The organism is Mycobacterium sp. IDUB_36, from assembly GCF_055419225.1.
The window spans coordinates 855,347-870,020 of sequence record NZ_JBVAXH010000001.1; the positions used below are offsets into that span (position 1 = coordinate 855,347).

Annotated in this window: 16 protein-coding genes and 1 pseudogene; 4 read left to right on the forward strand and 13 right to left on the reverse strand. The window is 62.4% G+C overall.

Annotated features, from left to right (window positions below; translation table 11 throughout):
* Positions 1 to 12 precede the first annotated feature (12 nt).
* From ACZYW1_RS04135 to ACZYW1_RS04175, 9 genes and pseudogenes are all read right to left on the reverse strand, one after another.
* On the reverse strand, positions 13 to 858 hold the full coding sequence (locus ACZYW1_RS04135; RefSeq protein ID WP_463783499.1) for a TauD/TfdA dioxygenase family protein: 846 nt from the start codon (positions 856 to 858) through the stop codon (positions 13 to 15).
* Positions 859 to 889: 31 nt separating this feature from the next.
* Positions 890 to 1,225, reverse strand: coding sequence for a hypothetical protein (locus ACZYW1_RS04140; RefSeq protein ID WP_463783501.1), 336 nt, complete (start codon positions 1,223 to 1,225; stop codon positions 890 to 892).
* Between the two features lie 2 nt (positions 1,226 to 1,227).
* On the reverse strand, positions 1,228 to 2,490 hold the full coding sequence (locus ACZYW1_RS04145) for an aromatic ring-hydroxylating oxygenase subunit alpha (RefSeq protein ID WP_463783503.1): 1,263 nt from the start codon (positions 2,488 to 2,490) through the stop codon (positions 1,228 to 1,230).
* 24 nt (positions 2,491 to 2,514) lie between these two features.
* Positions 2,515 to 3,258 carry an SDR family NAD(P)-dependent oxidoreductase gene (locus ACZYW1_RS04150; protein ID WP_463783504.1) on the reverse strand — a complete coding sequence of 248 codons (744 nt, stop codon included), beginning with the start codon at positions 3,256 to 3,258 and terminating at the stop codon, positions 2,515 to 2,517.
* 32 nt (positions 3,259 to 3,290) lie between these two features.
* A pseudogene (locus tag ACZYW1_RS04155) lies at positions 3,291 to 3,563 on the reverse strand (2Fe-2S iron-sulfur cluster-binding protein); the annotation flags it as partial.
* Positions 3,564 to 3,697: 134 nt separating this feature from the next.
* Complete coding sequence (locus ACZYW1_RS04160) at positions 3,698 to 4,150, reverse strand: MarR family winged helix-turn-helix transcriptional regulator (protein WP_463787674.1); 453 nt, start codon at positions 4,148 to 4,150, stop codon at positions 3,698 to 3,700.
* A gap of 119 nt (positions 4,151 to 4,269) precedes the next feature.
* Entirely contained in the window at positions 4,270 to 5,523 is a 1,254-nt protein-coding gene (locus ACZYW1_RS04165) for a metal-dependent hydrolase family protein (protein WP_463783507.1), read from the reverse strand.
* Positions 5,520 to 5,849, reverse strand: coding sequence for a hypothetical protein (locus tag ACZYW1_RS04170; RefSeq protein ID WP_463783509.1), 330 nt, complete (start codon positions 5,847 to 5,849; stop codon positions 5,520 to 5,522). The genes ACZYW1_RS04165 and ACZYW1_RS04170 overlap by 4 nt, the downstream gene beginning before the upstream one ends.
* Positions 5,846 to 7,114 carry an aromatic ring-hydroxylating oxygenase subunit alpha gene (locus tag ACZYW1_RS04175; protein ID WP_463783511.1) on the reverse strand — a complete coding sequence of 423 codons (1,269 nt, stop codon included), beginning with the start codon at positions 7,112 to 7,114 and terminating at the stop codon, positions 5,846 to 5,848. Before ACZYW1_RS04175 ends, ACZYW1_RS04170 begins: the two co-directional genes overlap by 4 nt.
* A gap of 139 nt (positions 7,115 to 7,253) precedes the next feature.
* Between ACZYW1_RS04175 and ACZYW1_RS04180 the strand changes: the two genes are divergently transcribed.
* Positions 7,254 to 8,669 carry an aldehyde dehydrogenase gene (locus tag ACZYW1_RS04180; protein WP_463783513.1) on the forward strand — a complete coding sequence of 472 codons (1,416 nt, stop codon included), beginning with the start codon at positions 7,254 to 7,256 and terminating at the stop codon, positions 8,667 to 8,669.
* Between the two features lie 12 nt (positions 8,670 to 8,681).
* Here ACZYW1_RS04180 and ACZYW1_RS04185 read toward each other — a convergent pair whose 3' ends face one another.
* The 3 genes from ACZYW1_RS04185 to ACZYW1_RS04195 all read right to left on the reverse strand — a co-directional run bounded on the left by ACZYW1_RS04185 (position 8,682) and on the right by ACZYW1_RS04195 (position 12,329).
* On the reverse strand, positions 8,682 to 10,019 hold the full coding sequence (locus ACZYW1_RS04185; protein ID WP_463783515.1) for a nitric oxide reductase activation protein NorD: 1,338 nt from the start codon (positions 10,017 to 10,019) through the stop codon (positions 8,682 to 8,684).
* A 338-nt stretch (positions 10,020 to 10,357) separates the two neighbouring features.
* On the reverse strand, positions 10,358 to 11,131 hold the full coding sequence (locus tag ACZYW1_RS04190; protein ID WP_463783516.1) for an AAA family ATPase: 774 nt from the start codon (positions 11,129 to 11,131) through the stop codon (positions 10,358 to 10,360).
* 49 nt (positions 11,132 to 11,180) lie between these two features.
* Complete coding sequence (locus ACZYW1_RS04195) at positions 11,181 to 12,329, reverse strand: spirocyclase AveC family protein (protein ID WP_463787675.1); 1,149 nt, start codon at positions 12,327 to 12,329, stop codon at positions 11,181 to 11,183.
* Between the two features lie 141 nt (positions 12,330 to 12,470).
* On the opposite strand from ACZYW1_RS04195, the gene ACZYW1_RS04200 reads away from it, so the two are divergent.
* Together ACZYW1_RS04200 and ACZYW1_RS04205 are read left to right on the forward strand one after the other, a co-directional pair.
* A complete protein-coding gene (locus ACZYW1_RS04200) occupies positions 12,471 to 13,073 on the forward strand; it encodes a TetR/AcrR family transcriptional regulator (RefSeq protein ID WP_463783518.1) in 603 nt (200 codons plus the stop codon).
* Positions 13,074 to 13,233: 160 nt separating this feature from the next.
* Positions 13,234 to 13,614 carry a hypothetical protein gene (locus ACZYW1_RS04205; RefSeq protein WP_463783520.1) on the forward strand — a complete coding sequence of 127 codons (381 nt, stop codon included), beginning with the start codon at positions 13,234 to 13,236 and terminating at the stop codon, positions 13,612 to 13,614.
* Between the two features lie 127 nt (positions 13,615 to 13,741).
* On the opposite strand, the gene ACZYW1_RS04210 is transcribed toward ACZYW1_RS04205, so the two are convergent.
* On the reverse strand, positions 13,742 to 14,095 hold the full coding sequence (locus ACZYW1_RS04210; protein WP_463783521.1) for a hypothetical protein: 354 nt from the start codon (positions 14,093 to 14,095) through the stop codon (positions 13,742 to 13,744).
* Positions 14,096 to 14,334: 239 nt separating this feature from the next.
* Between ACZYW1_RS04210 and ACZYW1_RS04215 the strand changes: the two genes are divergently transcribed.
* A complete protein-coding gene (locus tag ACZYW1_RS04215; RefSeq protein WP_463783522.1) occupies positions 14,335 to 14,670 on the forward strand; it encodes a WXG100 family type VII secretion target in 336 nt (111 codons plus the stop codon).
* The last annotated feature ends 4 nt before the right edge of the window (positions 14,671 to 14,674 follow it).

Below are 14,674 nucleotides of genomic sequence, written 5' to 3' on the forward strand. Positions count from 1 at the left end.
GACGTTTCCCCTCTACTGAATCGGCTCGTCGCCGAGGACGGTGGTGCGAAGCATCTCGCGCTGAGACTCGGGGTCGTACGGAGCGGCACGATGCAGCACGCCCTGGTTATCCCAGATCACGGTGTCGCCTACAGACCACGAGTGGCTGTAGACCTTGTCCGGCAACGTGGCTCGCTCGAGGAGCTCGTCGAGCAACGCCCGACCCTGATCGACGTCCATGCCGACGACGTAGTCGGCGGAGGCACCGAGCACCAATGACTTTCGCCCGCTTCGATGGGTCCAGACCAACGGGTGCTCGTGATTACGCCGCGCACGCCAGCGCTCTACCTGCTCGCGCGTGGGGTCGGGGTGTACTCGACGTTGGGATGCCTCCAACGAATGCACGACACGCAATGCCCCGAACCGCTCCTTCTCCTGCTCGGTGAGTGCGTCGTAGGCCGCATAGGAGTTGGCGAATTCGGTTTCCCCACCCCAATCGGCAACCTGGACCGCGGAGAGCACGGTGGCCTTTTGCGGGCATTCCTCCCCCAGCGGCGTGCAGCCGTCGATGTGCCAGTCGAAGGTCGCTTTCAGGTAGGCCGCCGAGGCGTTCTTGGACTTGTCCAGCGTGATCGGGTAGATGCCTGCCACGGGATGGTGCCCATCGGAGGAATGGTCGATGTCGCCGAGCCGCCGGCAGAATTCGACCTGAGCCTCCGGATCGAGTCGCAGCCCACGAAACACCAGAACACCGTTGCGCTCCAACGCATCCAGCAGGGCCTCGCCGACCGGATCCTCACCCCCCAACGCGGCTGGGTCGAGACCGATCACTTCGGCACCGACGGATTCGGTGAGTTTGGTGATGGTGAGAAGGCTCATCGATGCTCCTTGACGAAAGCCGGCAGAGTGGTCACGGGAATGGCTCCCCGGTGCGGATCATGACCGCGTCGGCGGCGTCGACCGGAGCGGGTTGGTGCATGATCTCCACGGCCATGGCGACCATGATCAACGAGTAGATCAGCTGCAACAGATGCAGGACGTCGTCAGGCAAATCCTCGAGGGGAAACTTGTCGCAGTACTCGATGGCCTCTTCCAGACGCGGGAAGAATGCGTCGTAAAAGTCGTGGAGGTCAGCCATGGAGGAGTTGACACGAGCATTCCACCGCTCGGTTTCGGTTGCCAGACACCAGATCTGAGCGAAGTCCTCGAATTCGGCGAAGGCGCTGGGCAGCAGACTCTCTCCCATCGTCACACCCGTACCGCAGCGTGGTCGCGCCGATGGGCCTCCACCCAATCGACGACTACCTTGTGCAGGTGGCGGACCAGAATTTCCTGGTCGTTGAGCGGAAAGTCGTCGACGATGCCGTATTCCAGTGCGGCCTGCGTTCCGCCGAGCATGCCCGCATCCTGCAAAGCGAATTCTTTGAGCACCACCGATGCGACTTCGTGTTCGACACGCTCCCGCACGTTGCGGGCCGGATTGAAGTAGGTGAAGGCCTCGAATCGGTGCGTGTTATGCGACGTCGGCCAGTAACGGTAGAGCAGGTACCAGCCGCCGTAGATGAGGATTTCGGTGTTGGGAAAGATCTGGAAGTTGCTGATTCCCCAGGGTTCGATGCCGCCGGGGTTGAGGCCTGCGGGGAGTTCCCCGATATCCGGAGTGCGCCACGGCCCGACAAGTCCGCTGCGAGTGGCTCGCTCGATCGGGTACATGTACTCGGGTGGCAGCAGCCATCGGCGCCGGCCCGCAGTGGACACCAATCTGTGGGGTCCGTCGAGTTGAAAATGGCCGCAGGTGAAACCGGCGTTGGGGTCGCGCACCTCGGCGGGAATCTGCTGTGAGTGCAGAGATGGCACGTGGTAGTACTCCTGGAACGCGTCGGCAAAAATCTTCCAGTTGCTGTTGTTGTGCGCCACCCACTCGTATCGCTCGGTCAGCGTGCCGAACGGGTAGTCGTCGAGCCCGGTGATCATGGGCCCGAGGAATTCGCGAAGGCTCTGCCGAGGCTCGGGGTCGAAGTTGATGAATATGAAGCCATTCCACACGTCGCACGGCACGGGTCGCAGGCCGTAGTCGGCTGGATCGAGGTCGAAGAACTCGGACTGCTGCTGGACAAAGGTGAGCGCGCCGTGCAGGTCGTAACGCCAACCGTGGTACTTGCAGGTGAACTGGCGGCAGGTGCCACGAGTCTCGTCACCGGGAAAGTCGTTCCACACCAGCTTGTTTCCGCGGTGCCTGCATACGTTGTAGAAGGCGCGGATCTGGTCGTCTTTACCCTTGACCACGATCACGGAGATACCGACGACTTCGATCTCTTTGGTCAGGTAGCTGCCGGCGCGGGGCAGCTCCTCGACCCGTGCGACGTTGAGCCACGCTTTTTTGAAAATTGCCTCACGCTCGAGGTTGTAGAACTCTTCAGAAGTGGAGTCTTTGAAGGAGACCGGCCCAGTTCCCAATTCGGGGTAGTGCTCGGTCCACGATCCTTCTGCGGGTCTACCTGTTCGCGTCATCGAAACCTCTTGCCCTTGTTGGGTTCACATCACCGCTCCGCCGTTGACTCCGAGGGTTTGGCCGGTGATGTAGCGCGCCTCTTCTGAGCACAGAAATCCCACCGCCGCCGCGATGTCCGCCCCGGTACCCAGGTAGCCCAGCGGAATGCTGCTGGCCATCTGTTCGTTGGACGGCAGGTGCCCGGCGGCCTGGCCCGCGTGTTGCATCGGTGTCTCGATGCCCGAAGGCGGGATGTTGTTGACCGTGATTCCGTGTTCGGCGTATTCGCGGGCGAGCGACTTGGTCAGCGTCATCACCGCCCCTTTCGACGCGGCGTAGTGGGCCGCGAACGGGGAGCCTCGCTGGGCACTGGACGAAGAAATCATCACGATCCGGCCCCATTGCGCGTACACCATGTCCGGCAGTGCGACCTGGCAGCAATGGAAGGTTCCGGTCAGATTGACGTCGATGATGCGGTTCCAGGCTTCGATGCTGATGTCTGCGAACGGAGAGAAGTCGAACATGCCGGCGCTGGTCACCAAAACCGTGACCGGACCCAGCTCGCTGCGCACCTTCGCGAAGGCATGTTCCACCGCTGCGCGGTCGGTCACGTCGACGCCATGTCCAAGGGCTGTGGTGCCCTGGGCGCGTATGTCATCGGTGACGCGTTGTGCGGCAGACTCGTTGAGATCGAGGACGGCTACCTTCAGTCCACGTCGGCCTAATTCGTGGCACGTTGCTTCACCCATACCCGAGGCGCCGCCAGTGACCACCGCTACCTTGTTCATTACCGGGGCCTTGCGGTCATTGTCTTTGCCGCTCACTCGTATTCAACCCGCAGCGTGCGGCTGGTAGGCAGCGCCTGACACGTCAGAACCCAGCCCTCATTCACCTCGTCCTCGTCGAGCGCGTCGTTGTTGAGCATCCGGGCGCTGCCCTCGGTGATGCGCGCCATACACGTTGCGCACGAGCCGGTTTCACATGACGATGGCGCACTGAGACCCGCCATGCGAGCCGTCTGCAAGATCGTGTCACCAACCGCGTACCTCGCTGTTGTCTTGCGCTTGTCCAGTACAACAACGATCTCGTCGGGTACCGACCCGACAGTGTCGATGCCTGACAACTGACCAGCGGTCGCCGGCGCACTTTCGTCGCTCATCCATCGCAGAGTATCAACTACTTGCGACTTATCTCAAGTACTAGATACTCGGCGGCAGCAGGCGCGGATCAGCCGTCGACATGATCGGTGAACAGCTCGTGACCGGTGCCCTTCTCGACCACGCGCCCCAGCAACTCGCGCAGCGTCTGCTGCTCGTCGTCGGTGAGGACACCGAATACCTCCTGATGCGCCGAAATCGCATCGCTGACAACCGTTTCAGCGACCTTGCCACCCGCGTCGGTGAGAGATGCCCGCAGGATGCGCGCGTGCTGGGGGTCCTGTGTGCGCTCGACGAGGCCCCGCCGCGCCAGCGCAGTGAGAGCAAGCTGCACGCCCTGGGGGCTGATCAGAAGGCGCCTGGCCAATTCGGCGCCGGAGAGGCCGGGTTCGTTGGCGAGTTGGCGCAGTACACCGATCTGGGCGGTGCTGACACCGTGCACCTTCATCGCGTCGTTGATGGTGGTCAGCGAGTAATAGAAGGCCTGCTTGAGTAGCCAGAGAATGTTGTCGGTGAGCTCCAGACCTGCCGGCGCGCTCGCGGTCTGCGGGCTTTGCTTGCGTGAACGCTGATCAGCCACAACTCGACGTTATCCCACGTCGCGGCCCAGAGTGTGGGCTCGCCTCGCGACGGCGCTGCTGATCATGCGGCAGGGGCCGTGAAGATCTGCCCGTCTTTCATGACAAACCGGACATCGAGGGTGGCCGCGACGTCGGCAAACGGATCACCCGGCACGGCGATGATGTCGGCCAGATAGCCCGGCGCCAACTGGCCCAGCTCACCGTCGGCCTCGACCAGTTCGGCAGCCACCATCGTCGCGGCCTTGATCGCCTGCGCCGGTGTCATGCCGCGATCCACCAATGCACCAAGCTCTTTGGCATTCTGACCGTGTGGGATCGCCGGCGCATCGGTGCCACACGCGATCCGGACGCCGGCGGCAATTGCCTTCGGCAGCATGGCTTTCGCCCGAGGGAAAACCTCGAGAGCTTTTTTGCGCAACTCCGGTGCAATGCGGTCGATGGCCATGGCTTCGGTGAGATATGTGGTCGACACCAGGAACGTGCCGTGATCGACCATCATCTGGATGGTCTCGTCGCTGGCGAGAAAACCGTGCTCGATGCAGTCGATTCCGGCGCGGATACAGGCCCGAATTGCGCTGTCGCCGATCGCATGCGCGGCCACTCGCACACCCGCTCGATGCGCCTCATCGGCGATCGCGGCAAATTCGGCATCGGAGTATTGCTGCGCACCCGGGGCCGTGCTGTGCGACATCACACCGCCGGATGCCGACACCTTGATCAACTTGGCCCCGTGGCGGACCTGGTATCGGACACAAGCGATCACGTCGGGCACGCCGTTGGCGATGCCCTCGCCGATCGAGAGGGGCATGATGCCCGGAGCCATCCGCTGAAAGACAGTCGGGTCAAGATGCCCGCCGTAGGGGGTGACGGCATGGCCGGCGGGATAGATTCGCGGCCCTATGTGCCAGCCCTGGTCGATGGCGCGCTGCAACGCGACGTCGAGGAGGTAGCCCCCGGTCTTCACCATCAGGCCGAGATTGCGGACTGTGGTGAAACCCGCCTCCAACGTGGTGCGCGCATTCACCGCTCCGCGCAGTGTCCGGTAGGCGGGATCGTCTTGGACCCCGTGCATCGGTGACGGCAGACCTTCGGGACCACCGGGCCCCCCGATGAGCAGGTTCAGCTCCATGTCCATCAGACCCGGCAAGAGCGTCACATCACCCAGATCCACGATCGTCGCCGAATCCGGCAGCGGCGCTGCCGGATTGATGGCAGAGATACGGGTTCCCTCGATCACCAGCACTGCCGGAGTGCGGATTTGGCCCGCCGCGACGTCCGCCCATCGCGCCGCCCGCAGAACGGTTACGTCGGTCACGGGGCGGGCTCGTAAATGCAATCCAACGTCGAGGCACCAGAGTCGGGGACGCGGGGCTGCTTCCAGCACTCCACCGGGAACGACACCATGATCATCGAGTAGAGCAGATGCATCAGATTCTGAACGTCGTCGGGTAAGTCGTCGAGCGGGAACTTGTCGCAATACGTCAGGGCTTCTTCGGCGCGAGGCGTGATGGCGTCATAGAACGCCTTCATCTCAACCATGGAACTGCCGAGCCGCTTGGCATAGCGCGCGGGCTCGCTCGGCAAACACCACTGCGCGAACCGTTCAAGATCGGCGAACTCGACCGGAAGCACGTTGCTCACACCCCCACCGTGGTGGCCCGCCGATAGTCCTCGATCCATGCCGCGGTCTCTTTGTGTAAGTGCCGCAGGAGAATTTCCTGATCGTTGAGCACGAACGTGTCAATCACCCGCGATTCGATCATCGACTGCGTTGCCTCGAGCGTGTTCGCGTCCTGTAAGCCGTACTCCTTGAACGAGACGGCGGCCAACTCTTGGGCCACCCGCTCACGCGGGGTTCGCGGCGCCGGGAAATACAGCGTGCCCTCGAAAACGTGACTGTTGAAAGACGTTGGCCAGTAGTGATACGTCAGATACCAGCCTTGGCCCCAGAACAGGATGACGAAATTCGGGAACAATTGGAACGAATCCAGGCCCCACGGTTCGCATTTGGCCGGATTCAGTCCGGTCGGCATCGGCCCCAGATCGGGTTTGCCCCAGGGGCCGAACAGGCCACTCTGACAAATGTCCTCGATCGGCTTACGCATCTCGGCGGCCATCTCCCAGGCCCGCACACCTGATGTGCTGACCAGCCGGTGCGGACCGTCGAGGCGATAATGCGGAGCTTCGAAGCCCGCCTGGGCGGCAGCTTTTGAGTATGCGGTCGGCGACTGGTTCGCATGCAGCACCGGCGCGTGATAGAACTCCTGGAACGCGTCCATGTAGAGCTTCCAGTTCGCCTTCACTTCAGAGCGGTAGCACCAGCGCGATGTCATTTTGTCGAATGGGTAGCCCTCCAGGGCAGCCACCATCGGTCCGAGGAATTCTCGCAGAGGTTGGTCCGGCTTTTTTGCGAAGTTGACGAAGATGAACCCCTCCCACACTTCGCAGTGCACAGGAACCAGCCCGTAACGGCTCTTGTCGAGGTCGAAGAATTCGCTTTCCTGCTGAACGAAGGTCAGGTTTCCGTCGAGGTCATACCGCCAGGCATGGTATTTGCAGGTGAACTGCCTGCACGTCCCTTTGGTCTCCTCCAGCGGCATGTCGTTCCACACCAGCTTGTTGCCGCGATGCCGACACACGTTGTGATAGGCCTTGATGTCGCCGGATCCGGTGCGGACCAGGATGATCGACGTGTTGACGACTTTCAGTTCCTTGGTGAAATAGCTGCCTTTGCGCGGAACCTGCTCGACCCGGCCGACATTCAACCAAGCCCGCTTGAAAATCGCCTCGCGTTCCAGGTCGTGGATCTCGGGACTGATGGAATCCTCGTAGGAGACCGGAGCCGTGCCGAGTTCGGGGTAATGCTCTGTCCAGCTTCCCTCTGCCGGCTTCGGAAAACGAGCCATCATCGCTCCTCTGCAGTCCGATCGAGCCAAGGCCTGCGACTGACAACCGTGATGCGCTGGTCGTTACAGGCCCGCGGAGCCGACGGTATAACGTGAGCAGAGCAATAGCAAGTAGTTGATACTGCGCATGGAGGCGCTTATGCCGGTACCTGACGAGGCCCACTTTCTGCGGGTCATCTCGCCGCACACGGAAGATGTCATCGCCGAAGTTGCAGCCTCGACGCGCGAGCAAGTGGACCACGCCGTCACGGCAGCGCGGACGGCTTTCGACTCAGGCGTCTGGCGCCATGGCGAACCCGCAGAACGGATCAACTCGATCCGTCGCCTGGCCGACATCTACGACCGGCGACGCAGTGAGATGGCGAACACCATCAGCGCCGAGATCGGCGCTCCCATCAGCTTTGCTCAACGCGCTCACGTCGGGCTGCCCGCGATGATGATCCGGGCGTTCTGCGACCTGGCTGAGAGGTACACCTGGCAGGAGGATCGACGCGGGTTCTTCGGGCCCGACGTACGCGTTGCCAAAGAGCCCGTCGGTGTCGTCGCCGCAGTCGCGCCGTGGAACATGCCCCAATTTCTGATCATCACCAAACTTGTGCCTGCACTATTGGCCGGCTGCGCAGTGATACTCAAACCTGCGCCCGAAAGCCCGCTAGACGCACTGCTTTTGGGTGAAATACTCAGCGAAGCAGGGCTCGCAGACGGCTTGGTCAATATCGTCGTCGGCGGTAGCGCCATCGGTGAAGCGCTTGTCTCCCATCCTGGAGTGGACAAAGTGTCCTTCACCGGATCGACGGCGACCGGCCGCGCCGTCGCCGGCGCTTGTGCCGCCAACCTGACCAAGGTGAGCCTCGAACTCGGTGGCAAGTCCGCGGCGATCGTTCTCGACGATGCCGCGCCCCACAAGGTCGCCACCGGAGTCCGATCCGCGAGCCTGTCGAACAGTGGCCAGATCTGCAATGCCCTCACCCGCGTCCTGGTACCTGAAGCACAGCACGACGAATTCGTGGATGCGCTGCGCGCCGAGATGGCGAGCCTTGTGGTCGGTGACCCTAGCAACCCTGATACCCAACTGGGGCCGCTCGTATCCCAGCGTCAGCAGCAACGGGTTCGTACATACATCGAGATCGGCGAAAGCGAAGGTGCGCACATGATTACCGGCGGCGCCAGTATGCCCGACGGGCTGGACACCGGCTGGTACGTCCGGCCCACTCTTTTCGCCTGGGCCGACAACTCCATGCGCATTGCGCGCGAAGAGATTTTCGGGCCGGTCATCACCGTCATCCCCTACCGCGACGAAGACCAGGCCGTCGCCATCGCCAACGACTCCGACTACGGCCTGGCCGGCTCAGTCTGGTCCGATGACACAGCGCGGGCCCTTGCCGTCGGATCCCGCATCCGTACCGGAACGGTTGGTATCAATCAGGGTTACACCATGGACCCGTTCGCCCCGTTCGGCGGGGTCAAGGGCAGCGGCTATGGCCGCGAACTCGGACCTGAGGGCCTGGACGGCTATCTCGAGACCAAATCAATTGCGATCGCCGGAGATTCGTAGATTTTCAGCGACTCACCTACTTCTTGACGTTGCCGAGACTTCGCGGAGAGCGAGAAGGAACAGCTCATCCATTCGTGGGCTGAGTTCGGCCAATGTTGCGGCGCTGACATGACTTGCGGAGCCATAGACGCTGTCGTGTTCGTGCGGGGCGGTCGGACTCCCGACGGCCAGGCACAGGACAGCCATTCCATCCGACCGCACCTCTTCCAGGGCCTTACAAGTGTCGGCTTCTGCGTACCGCCCCTCGTAACCCTGGTCGTACGGGGCGCCATCGGACAGGATGAGGAGCAGACGATGTGGCGTACCTGCCTGAGTCTTGAGAATGGCGGCGGCACCACGAATCGCGGCGCCCAGGCGCGTGTATCCCGATGGCTGAAGCTTGTCGAGCCGTCCGCGGCTCACTGCACCGAACCGCTCTCCGAATTCTTTGACCTCAAGCAGGTGGACCGAGCGTCGCCCCTCTGACCGAAACGCGTACAGCGCGACGCGGTCGCCGACTTCCTGCAGAGTGTTGACCAATGTCGCAGCGGCGCGTCGCTGGTGCTCGTGGACGGCGCGACCCGACTGGTCGGATTCGGTGACCGATCCCGACGCGTCGAGCAGCAAAAGGACACCAAGCTCGCGAGCGACTGTCCGGCGTTCGGCGTACACGCTCTGGGACGGATTCTGCCCAGCGCGAAGGTCGGCGACGAAATCAACAAGGGCTTCGGTGTCGAGGTCCTCTCCCTGGGGGCGCCGTCGCAGCATGCGTGGCCCAAGTGCCAGGCCTAACAGCCTTTTTCGAAGCACCAGGTCGATCGAGGGATCAGAGATCGCAATTCCGGCCCGGCCCGTCATCGGATACTCGAGAACCCGGCACCATTCGGATCGGTAGCGGCCGCGGAACGTATCCCACTCTGGGTACAGCGCGGCACGCACCCCCCGGACCGCGAGGAGCTTGCCTCGGTCAGGGGTGCTCGCGATTGACTGAGCCCGTGCTTGCGCGCCGACCCGGTCTGCACGGCGGCTGACTTCGATGTTCAGTTCTGCTCCAGCGGTGTCCTCGCCGTCCGACCGCGCCGTGCCGAACAACTTGCGCAAGAAATTGGACATCACCCGCGAACTCATGAGTGGGTTCTCGAACAGTCTAAGAAGTGCACTCCCCCGACGGTTCTGGTTTGGATCGTCCTCGGACTCGACGGCCTCCGTGGCGCCGATCGCGAATTGTGGGTCCTTGACTGGCGAATGGCGGTCGGTGTCGGGATCTTTCAGCAGAAGCGGCGGTTGGATGACGCCGAACCAATCAGGCGGCTCAGGGACGGCTCTCCGGCTTTTCGCGACAGCGAGGGACTCGTCGGCCGTGACGGTCATAGGTCGGACGTCGGCGCTGTGTGCGGCGGCGAGTGGAAGTTGCTGCGCCAACTCGTACAACGTCCGGAACCCTTCCAGCGCAAGGTAGCGGCGTGCACGGATTGGGCGGCCTCGCAACGCTCGGATTCGTTGCCCATCCAGGCTTCCGGCGCCAAGAAGGGCGCTCTGCACGAGGACCTGACGACGCTGATCGAAGGGAGTTCCTGCGGGAACGAAAATGGCCCGCCCGTCGGTGTGAGCGGCCTCCCCCGGTTTCGCTCTGGCCACTTCGAGAGCCCTGCCGGCTACCGAGGTGGCAAGTAGGCGGAAGCGACCCGTCTCTTGGGCACCCGCTTCAATCACGTCGGTGGCAGGACTGCGTCGACAAGCTCGCCGAGCGCTTTCACCATGTCTCGGTCGTCAGAAAGGATTTCCACGATTGCTGATTGCGCGGCGCGCCGAACACTCAGCCCTTCGGCGATGAGCTCACCGGCAAGGATCAGCGTTCGCGTCGACGCCCCTTCCGTGAGTGGCGATCCCGTCAGATTGCGTATCGAGTTCGCGACCTTGACCAGCTTCTGCGCGATGTCGAGATCGATCCCGGACTCGTGGGCGACCACGTCCGCCTCGACGTCGGCGGTCGGGAACCCCAGCTCGATTCCGACGAATCGCTGACGGGTCGACACCTTAAGGTCCTTCAGGACGCTCTGGTACCCAGGGTTGTACGAGATCACCAACTGAAACCCGGGCGCCGCCTGCAGCTTCAGGCCCAGCCGGTCGACATTGAGTTCACGGCGGTGATCGGCCAGCGGGTGAATGACCACCACGGTGTCTTGGCGTGCCTCTACGACCTCGTCTAGGTAGCAAATCGCGCCTCGGCGGACGGCCCGCGTCAAAGGCCCATCAGCCCAGACAGTTTCGCCACCTTTGAGCAGGAAGCGGCCGACCAAATCGGCCGACGTCATGTCCTCATGGCCCGCGACGGTGATCAGTTCGCGGCCCGACTCGCGCGCCATGGCCTCGACGAAACGAGTCTTGCCGCAGCCGGTTGGACCCTTCAACAACACCGGCAGACCGCGGCGCGCAGCCGCCCGGAATACGTCGACCTCGTCGCCGGATGCACGGTAATGCATTGTGGGCACTGATGACTCGACCGGAGTCGCGCGAGCGTCGGTCAACGCTTCACCTGCCCGGCTGAGTTGGAACGACTTTCGGCAGATCGGCCCCCGTGGGCAGCACGAGGTGTCCGTCGATATCGATATAACCGGAGCGCTTAGTCGGTATCGGCAGCACGGGATTGGGACACGGTTGAGCGGTCCCGTCGCCGCAGATACCTCCGTTGAAATAGGAGCGCTTTTGAACATCCGCGGGCCAGGGGTCGGCGTGCATGGCAAGCCATTGCGCCGGAAGGTTGTAGCAAATGAAGAAGCACGCGCTTACCGCAGCGAAGACAGCCAGGAACCGGACGAGTTGCGTCGTGACGAAACTACCTTGCAGACGGTCGATCTCGCGCTCGGCGATGGTCCGTCCGCGATCGTCGGTGAAATATCTCAGGCAGCACATACCGGTCAGTACGCCGCCCCACATCATCCCTTCATAGATGGGCCACTGGTAGTAGGTGCCTGCGTTGATAGACAGCGCGCGGATTGCTCCCGGGTACACGTAGAACCCGATCGGAAGCATGATCAGGCCTTCCATGATGAAGTCGACGACAATGTTGAACGCGTACACGACACCGATCAACGTGATGTTGCTGACGTGTGGCAAGCGGGACTTCACTTGGCGCATCACCCAGCAGCCCATGATGATGAACAACAGGTTGAGGGCATAGCCCGGAGTATTGGTCAGCAGCGGTTCGGCGACCTGGTGGCCAGGCGCCTCGGGTGACACCCAGCCGGGAATGTTCGACGACCACGAACCCCGGTTGAAGTTCCAGGTGTTGTAGGTGCACCAGGTGTTGAGGTAGTTCAACAGCGGATCCTGGAAAAAGATCAAGCCACATGACACCAGGAGCATGCCGTCGAGAGTGATCCGTCGTTCGCGTCGCCACGGCCGGATGATGAACCACCACACCGAAAGTGGCAGACCGACACTGGCGCAAATCGCGTTCGCGACCAGAGGCACCTTCATGTACATCGGTGGATCACTCGGACCCGACGGCACTTGCTCGAAATAGGGGCCGCTGATCCACCTGACCCATACATACAGCTGAAGGACGAGTAGCGCTCCGCCGACTGCGGCCCACACAGTGACCGGTTTGACCTTGGACTGGATCGGCCCGTCCGGTTCTGCCACGCCTACCGACATTGCTTCACGCGACAGTTCGCCCATCTTCCGCGACTCCCTTCCGGTCGGCCGCCGCACCTTAGGTACGCCGGATCGCTGACCAACGACTCCCGCCGCACAACCAATATACTGAGTAGTATCTGAAATACGTAATAGTTTCCAGAAGGTCTGGCAGAATCCGATCGCATGGTGGAGCGTTGGACGCGAGAGCGACGCTTGGCCCACACCCGCTCGCTACTCATCGACGCTGCCGAAGAGGTCTTTGGCGTCAAGGGCTTCTTGGCCGCGACATTGGATGACATCGCTAGTGCCGCCGGCTACACCAAAGGGGCTATCTACAAGCATTTTTCAACCAAGGAAGATCTTTTCCTCGCGGTCAGTGATCGTTACTGGCGTCGATACTTCGACAACTTCACTGAAGTCATGGCCGAGGCTTCCAAGGTCGGCGCCCGCGAGCTCGACGAAATCGCCGAGCGTTGGAGTCAACTGAGCCGCGACCGCGGCGCCGAACACGCCGCGCTGGGCCACGAGTTCACTCTGTATCTGCTTCGCAATCCCGATGCACGGGAACGAGTAGCGAGCAGAAGGTTAGAAGTGGTCGAGGCGCTGGCCAGGTTCATCAGTGCCGGCGTCGACCGACTGGGCGGCTCGCTGCTGATACCACCACTGACATTCGCTCAAGTACTCGTGGCCACAAGTGACTCGATCGTCCTAGGCAGCCAGCTCGACAGCGTCGATCTGTACCGGCCGATTGTCGAGATGTACATCTCGATGATCAAGATGGACTGACCCGTCGAGGCTTAGGAGCACCGGGTCGGACGCCGCCGCACGAAGCGGCTCAGCGGTCCTTCGCGACTGGGCGCACGGCCGTGCAAGCAAGGCAGGCTGCGGTGTACGACATTGCGGCCACGGCATTTCTGACGTAAATCGATCACAAGGAGCAACAGAGATGAAACGAGTCTTGTTTGTCGGGCAACTACCGGAAACGGTGGACTACTCCGATCCCGCCCTGCCGCCAGGTCTCGACGCCGAGAAAATAAACGCCGGGATTGCAGTCGGCCTCGCCAAGATCGGAGAGCGGGGCTGGCGGGGCGAGCCGTGCATGATCTCGCCCGACGAAGCAGGCGGCCTCATGTTGGAGCAGCGCTTGGCCACCGCGCACTATGACTGCGTGGTGATCGGCGGCGGCATTCGGCTTCCACCAAAGAGCACCTGGCTGCTCGAGGTGGTGGTCAACGCCGTGCGCAAGACCGCGCCCGGCACACCGATTGCGTTCAACACGGAGCCGGAAGATACCGCGGAGGCTGCCGCCCGCTGGTTGTCGGACTGACCGCGGCCGACAGCGCCGCAGAGGCGAGATGGCACGGTCGCCGATAGGCACAAGCCGGGCGCATCGGCTCGTTGGCAACTGCGACTAAACGCCAACCGAACTCACCGTGGACTGACCGTGCTTGTGCTCACGTCTCAGCCATAAAAGGGGTCGCTAACAGCAACATCGAGAGAGCGATTAACACAATCGACGCCGCGGGCCAGATCCACATCGTCCGCTCGCCGTTGGCCGCAATGATGACACCTACGAAACCGATTGCGACTGCGATGCCGATCCCGCCGAAAATGAGTAGGTACAACGCACGCAAATTATCAAAGGCGAGGACGAAGAGGGAGAACACCGCGGCTGCCAGGGCGCTGGTTCCCGCGAGCACGGACAAGATGACGGTCAGGGTGATGTCGACGGTCGTGTGCCGCTTCGGCGGAACGGGCGGGGGGTCGCCAGGCTGGTGCCCAGAGTCGTACGGATATTGCGGCTGCACCGCTCAACCATGGCGCACGATCATCAAACGCGCGGGATCTTGGGGGTCATGCGGTCCATCGGGGTTCGACCCTATGGCGGACGAACGCGTCCAGCCGCACCGCAGAGGGTACCGAGTGTGCAAAGACTCTTCTCGTCGTTGCAACACACGCTCCCTCACTCGTGTCACCCAAAAGCGGTGACTTGCGCTGGACACTCAGCTGTTGTCCCATTGTCGGCATTGCCGACAAGATGGTGACCATGGCGAACAGCAGCAATTTCCGCGTTGACTTAGAGGCCTTGGCGTCCTCGGCGGCGCACGTCACCGGACAGGGTGAGGATCTGGCGACGGCCCACATGTCGTCCGACGACCAGCTTGTCGCGGCTCAGTCGGGCTGGGTGGGCAGCTCGGGCACGGCGTTGAACGCCAAGACGGCGGCGTGGTTGGAGGCCTCGCGCAGGCTGATCACTGATGTCGGCAATCACGCCACGGATTTTCACAACGATGGTCGCAGCTTCGCGGAGATGGAGCAGACCCACACCAAGACTTTGCAGGCGCTGCACCCTGCCCCTGAGGGCCCCGCCGGTTCGGTCTGACCCT

Coding starts and splice junctions, on each gene's coding strand:
- ACZYW1_RS04180 (WP_463783513.1), top strand. CDS start 7,254: ATGCCGGTACCTGACGAGGCCCACTTTCTGCGGGTCATCTCGCCGCAC.
- ACZYW1_RS04175 (WP_463783511.1), bottom strand. CDS start 7,114: ATGGCTCGTTTTCCGAAGCCGGCAGAGGGAAGCTGGACAGAGCATTAC.
- ACZYW1_RS04135 (WP_463783499.1), bottom strand. CDS start 858: ATGAGCCTTCTCACCATCACCAAACTCACCGAATCCGTCGGTGCCGAA.
- ACZYW1_RS04215 (WP_463783522.1), top strand. CDS start 14,335: ATGGCGAACAGCAGCAATTTCCGCGTTGACTTAGAGGCCTTGGCGTCC.
- ACZYW1_RS04140 (WP_463783501.1), bottom strand. CDS start 1,225: ATGGGAGAGAGTCTGCTGCCCAGCGCCTTCGCCGAATTCGAGGACTTC.
- ACZYW1_RS04190 (WP_463783516.1), bottom strand. CDS start 11,131: ATGCATTACCGTGCATCCGGCGACGAGGTCGACGTATTCCGGGCGGCT.
- ACZYW1_RS04200 (WP_463783518.1), top strand. CDS start 12,471: ATGGTGGAGCGTTGGACGCGAGAGCGACGCTTGGCCCACACCCGCTCG.
- ACZYW1_RS04185 (WP_463783515.1), bottom strand. CDS start 10,019: ATGACCGTCACGGCCGACGAGTCCCTCGCTGTCGCGAAAAGCCGGAGA.
- ACZYW1_RS04150 (WP_463783504.1), bottom strand. CDS start 3,258: ATGAACAAGGTAGCGGTGGTCACTGGCGGCGCCTCGGGTATGGGTGAA.
- ACZYW1_RS04205 (WP_463783520.1), top strand. CDS start 13,234: ATGAAACGAGTCTTGTTTGTCGGGCAACTACCGGAAACGGTGGACTAC.
- ACZYW1_RS04145 (WP_463783503.1), bottom strand. CDS start 2,490: ATGACGCGAACAGGTAGACCCGCAGAAGGATCGTGGACCGAGCACTAC.
- ACZYW1_RS04195 (WP_463787675.1), bottom strand. CDS start 12,329: ATGGGCGAACTGTCGCGTGAAGCAATGTCGGTAGGCGTGGCAGAACCG.